Annotated in this window: 2 protein-coding genes; both read left to right on the top strand. The window is 67.4% G+C overall.

Annotated features, from left to right (window positions below):
• Positions 1-303, top strand: a 303-nt coding sequence (locus tag ACSFA3_RS22670; RefSeq protein ID WP_435507726.1) for a FimV/HubP family polar landmark protein, incomplete at its 5' end; no start/stop codon positions are given.
• Between the two features lie 30 nt (positions 304-333).
• Positions 334-772, top strand: a 439-nt coding sequence (locus tag ACSFA3_RS22675) for a tRNA pseudouridine synthase A (protein ID WP_435507727.1), incomplete at its 3' end; no start/stop codon positions are given.

A 772-nucleotide genomic window follows, 5' to 3' on the forward strand; every position in this document is an offset into this window, starting at 1 on the left:
AACAACGACGAAGCCGTCACCGTGCGCGGTGACCTGAAGGGCGATTCGGGCTTCATCGAGTTCGACATGAGCGCACTGGCAGGCCTGCCGGCTGCCCGCTCGGCCGAAACCGCAAGGCCTGCGGCTACCGCGCCCGACGATGAAGGCGACGACAGCCCGCACGCCGTCAAGCTGTCGCTCGCTCGCGAACTGCAAGCCATCGGCGACGTCGAAGGCGCCCGCTCGCTGGTCGAGGAAGTCGAAGCCGAAAGCGCTGGCGACCTCAAGTCGCAAGCCCGTCAACTGCTCGCAGAACTGCGCTGAGCGGTTGCTCCTGTCGTTCTTCCTGAATTCGTGAGGCTGGCGCTCGGTATCCGGTACAACGGCCAAGCGTACGAGGGCTGGCAAAGCCAGCGCTCGGGCCGCACGGTGCAGGACAAGCTCGAAGCGGCCCTCACGAAGTTCGCCGCGCAGCCATCCGGCACGATAGGCACGCTGTCCGCCGGTCGCACCGACGCTGGCGTGCACGCCCTGATGCAGGTGGTGCACTTCGACACCACCGTCGAGCGCGAACCCTTCTCCTGGATGCGCGGCACCAACCGCTTCCTGCCCGACGACATCGCGGTGCAGTGGGCGCATCCGGTGCCCGACGAATTCCATTGCCGCGCCAGCGCCCTGGCGCGCCGCTATCTCTACGTGCTTTCTCAATCGCCGGTGCGGCCCAGCCTCGATTCGGGCCGGGTCGGCTGGTCGATGCATGCGCTAGACGGCGATGCGATGCGCGCTGCTGCGG

The sequence above is a fragment of the Variovorax glucosi genome (assembly GCF_051216695.1).
In the GTDB taxonomy this organism is placed as follows: Bacteria; Pseudomonadota; Gammaproteobacteria; order Burkholderiales; family Burkholderiaceae_C; genus Variovorax.